Source organism: Micromonospora yasonensis, assembly GCF_026013475.1.
Classification (GTDB): domain Bacteria; phylum Actinomycetota; class Actinomycetes; order Mycobacteriales; family Micromonosporaceae; genus Micromonospora; species Micromonospora yasonensis.
Genome location: NZ_JAPDPH010000371.1, coordinates 1 through 3,812 on the forward strand (window position 1 = coordinate 1; position 3,812 = coordinate 3,812).

4 protein-coding genes are annotated in these 3,812 nt (G+C 76.2%); 2 read left to right on the forward strand and 2 right to left on the reverse strand.

Annotated elements, in window-relative coordinates; translation table 11 throughout:
* Positions 1 to 237: 237 nt before the first annotated feature.
* Positions 238 to 636, reverse strand: a complete 399-nt coding sequence (locus ONA70_RS35150) for an NUDIX hydrolase (protein WP_265010792.1) — start codon at positions 634 to 636, stop codon at positions 238 to 240.
* A gap of 155 nt (positions 637 to 791) precedes the next feature.
* Here ONA70_RS35150 and ONA70_RS35155 point away from each other — a divergent pair, with 155 nt between their 5' ends.
* Both ONA70_RS35155 and ONA70_RS35160 read left to right on the forward strand, forming a co-directional pair.
* Positions 792 to 2,921, forward strand: coding sequence for a molybdopterin-containing oxidoreductase family protein (locus tag ONA70_RS35155; protein WP_265010793.1), 2,130 nt, complete (start codon positions 792 to 794; stop codon positions 2,919 to 2,921).
* Between the two features lie 49 nt (positions 2,922 to 2,970).
* Positions 2,971 to 3,576 carry a class I SAM-dependent methyltransferase gene (locus tag ONA70_RS35160; protein WP_265010794.1) on the forward strand — a complete coding sequence of 202 codons (606 nt, stop codon included), beginning with the start codon at positions 2,971 to 2,973 and terminating at the stop codon, positions 3,574 to 3,576.
* A gap of 11 nt (positions 3,577 to 3,587) precedes the next feature.
* On the opposite strand, the gene ONA70_RS35165 is transcribed toward ONA70_RS35160, so the two are convergent.
* A partial coding sequence (locus ONA70_RS35165) for a type VII secretion protein EccB (protein WP_265010795.1) occupies positions 3,588 to 3,812 on the reverse strand: 225 nt, incomplete at its 5' end.

Genomic DNA, 3,812 nt, shown 5'->3' on the forward strand with positions numbered 1-3,812 from the left:
GTCTGCGGGCAGGTCGTCGTTCGCGGCTCGGCGGGGCGTGCCGCCCGGGCTGCGGGTCAGCCTCAGCGCCGACGAGGAGACGGTCCGCACCGCGCTGCGCGCCCTGGCCCGACTGCTGCCGTCCTGACCGGGCGTCAGCGCCGCGCGCCGGTGGGCCGGGCACCGCACGTCCACGGGCCAGGTGTGCCGTAACCGTCGTCCGGTTGGGGCCGGGGCGATCCGCGCCGGCAGAGCCGGTCAGGTCAGCGCGCCCTGGGCGCGAAGGTGGTCGAAGATGAGCTGGTCGACCGGGGAGACCCGGGGCCGGTCCGGGTAGCCGAGCCAGGCCAGTTCCTCGATCTCGCTCGCCGGCCGGAGCGTGCCCTGGTAGTCGGCGGCGTAGCAGGTCATCCGTACCAGCGTCCCGGCCGCCTGGCCGTGCGCCTCGGCCGAGAACGTGCCGACGGGCGTGACCGACTCCGGCACGATCGCGACGTCCAACTCCTCGCGGATCTCCCGGACCAGGGTCTCCACGTCGGTCTCGCCCGCCTCCCGCTTGCCGCCGGGCAGGTACCAGACGTCCTTGCCCCGGGACCGGGTGCTCAGGATGCGGCCGTCCTCGATCCGGATCCAGGCCACCTTGTCGATCTCGCGCACGTCCCTCCCCAGGCTCGGCTGCGGCATCACGATAGCCAGGGCGGCGGCGGCACCTGGTGCCGGGTCAGCCACCGATCGGCGCGCCGCGCCATCCTGCGCCAGCCGCGCCGTGGCCGCCGCCCCCACTCGGCGGCGCCCCTCGGTACGCTCGGCGCATGGCCCGTACCACCCATCCCGGCGCCTGCCCGTTGGACTGCCCGGACACCTGCGTCTGGCAGCTCACCGTGGAGGACGGTCGGGCCGTCGCGCTGCGCGGCGACCGCGACCACCCGTTCACCCGGGGCGCGCTCTGCGGCAAGGTCAACCGCTACCTCGACGCGGTCAACGGCCCCGACCGGCTGACCACCCCGTACGTCCGGACCGGGCCGAAGGGCGTCGGGCGGGTCTCCTACCGGCCGGCGAGCTGGGACGAGGCGCTCGGTCTGGTCGCCGCCGGGCTGCGCGCCGGCATCGAGCGGCACGGCCCGGAGTCGGTCCTCCCCTACTACTTCGCCGGCACGATGGGACACGTGCAGGGCTGGACGATGGGGCCGCGGCTCTTCGCGTACCTGGGCGCGTCCCGGCTGGACACCACCATCTGCACGGCGGCGTCGCGGGCGGCGCTGGGCTCGATCTACGGCGGCTCGGTCGGCTTCGAGCCGGAGTCGATCGTGGCGGCGCAGCTGATCGTGCTCTGGGGCGCGAACCCGCTCGCCACCAACCTGCACCTGTGGCCGTTCGTGCAGCAGGCCCGGGAGCGCGGCGCGTACCTGGTCACCATCGACCCGCTGCGCACCGAAACGGCGGCGCGCAGCGACGAGCACGTGGCCCCGCTGCCCGGCACCGACGCGGCGCTGGCGCTGGGTTTGATGCGCGCCGTCGCGGACGCGGGCGCGGTCGACGAGCAGTGGCTGGCCGCGCACACCGTCGGCTGGCCCGAGCTGGCCGCCCGGCTCGCCGAGTGGCCGGTCGAGCGGGCCGCCGCCGCGTGCGGGCTGCCCGTCGAGGTGGTCCGCCGGCTCGGCGAGCGGATCGCCACCACCCGGCCCACCGCCGTCCGCGTCGGCCTGGGCCTGCAACGGCACCACGGCGCGGGCCAGGCGATCCGCGCGATCTGCGCGCTGCCGCTGCTCACCGGCGACTTCCGGTACCCGGGCGGCGGCGCGCTCGTCTCGACCAGCGGGCACCACCCGATCGACGAGGGCCCGGTCATCCGGCCACCGGGCATGCCCGCACCACGCGCCCGCACGCTCAACATGAGCCGGCTGGCCGCGGTGCTCACCGGGGAGGCCGACCCGCCGGTGACCTCCCTCATGGTGTTCAACGCCAACCCGGCCGCCACCGCCCCCGACCAGAACCGGCTGCTCGCCGGACTGCGCCGCGCCGACCTGCACACCGTGGTGCTGGAGCAGCGCTGGACCGACACCTGCGACTACGCCGACGTGGTGCTGCCGGCGACCATGCAGCCGGAGCACCTCGACCTGATCTCCTCCTACGGGCACCACTACACGACGCTGAACCTGCCGGCCACCGAGGCACCCGGCGAGGCGCTGCCGAACACCGAGATCTTCCGCCGGATCGCCGTCGCCCTCGGCCTCGACCATCCCCGACTGCGGGACAGCGACGAGGAGCTGGCCCGGCAACTGCTGCGGGACTCCCCGGTCAGCTTCGAGGAGCTGCGCGAGCGGACGTACGCCCGGACCACCGGGGTGGCGGTCGGCTCGGCCCCGTACGCCGAGGGCGGTTTCCCCACCCCCGACGGCCGGGCCCGGCTGCACGACCCGTCGTTGGCCCGGCTCGGGGTCGATCCCCTGCCCGGGTTCACCCCGCCGGTGGAGGCCGGCGACCCGGCGCTGGCCCGCCGGTTCCCGCTGGTGCTCCTCGCCCCGGCCGGGAAGTTCCTGATGAACTCCACCTTCGCCTCGCTGCCCTGGCACACCCGGCGGACCGGTCCGCCGCGGGTGCACCTGCACCCGGACGACGCGGCGGCACGCGGCCTCGCCGACGGCGACGCGGTACGCGTGCACAACGACCGGGGCGCCTTCCTGGCGGCGGTGGCCGTGGACGACGCGACCCGGCCCGGGCTGGCCTTCACCTACAAGGCGTACTGGGCACGGCTGAGTCCGGGCCGGGCGACCGTCAACGCGGTCACCGCGGTCCGCGACACCGATCTGGGCGGCGGGCCGACGTTCCACGACTGCCGGGTCGAGGTCGAGCCGGTGCCGGCGGAGCTGCTGACCGTCGACCCGCCCGCCGACGCGGCGGCCGTACCGGCCGCCGCCGCCACCTTCCTCGCCATGACGTGAGCCCGCCGGTCCCGGCACTGGCCCCGACAAGATCCGTTACCGTGGCCGCATGGGCAAGCCGACGCGTTGGGTGACCGAGACCAAGCCGGGACACTCGCAGTGGTATATCGACCGGTTCCGCCGGCTGGCCGCCGAGGGTGCCGACCTGGCCGGCGAGGCCCGGTTCGTGGACGCCCTCGTCCCGCCGGGCGCCCGGATCCTGGACGCGGGCACCGGCACCGGCCGGGTCGCCGCCGTGCTGGCCGCCCGCGGCCACACCGTGGTGGGCGTGGACGCCGACCCGGTCCTGATCGAGGCCGCCCGCGCGGACCATCCCGGCCCGCGCTTCCTGGTCGCCGACCTCGCCGAGCTGGACCTGGCCGGCCAGGGCGAGCCCGAGCCGTTCGACGCCGCAGTGATCGCCGGCAACGTGATGGTCTTCGTGGCCCCGGGCACCGAATCGGCCGTGCTGGCCCGGGTCGCCGCGCACGTCCGGCCGGACGGCGTGGTGGTGGTCGGCTTCGACACCCGGCGGGGCTACCCGCTCACCGACCTCGACGCCGACGCGGTGGCGGCCGGGCTGCGGGTGGAGCACCGCTTCGCCACCTGGGACCTGCGCCCCTGGCAGGACGACGCCGAGTGGGCCGTCACGGTGCTGCGCAAGCCGGCGCGCTGACGGTCGGCGGGTCAGGCCGGGGCGGCGACGGCGCGGGCGGCGGCCGGGTCGAGCGGGCTGCCGGCCGGAACCAGGCCGACCAGGCCCGCCGGCAGCCGTGCCGGCCGGACGCCGGGGTAGCCCAGCATGCCGAGCACGTCCGCGCCGGAGAGCACGTATCGCCGGCCGAGGTCGGTGACCACGCTGACCGCGCCGCCGGTGGCGCCCGGCGCCGCCACCGACTCGACCACCGCTCC

Bases quoted from the DNA above. Each gene is read 5' to 3' on its own strand.
- ONA70_RS35155 (WP_265010793.1), top strand. From the start codon at position 792: ATGGCCCGTACCACCCATCCCGGCGCCTGCCCGTTGGACTGCCCGGAC.
- ONA70_RS35160 (WP_265010794.1), top strand. From the start codon at position 2,971: ATGGGCAAGCCGACGCGTTGGGTGACCGAGACCAAGCCGGGACACTCG.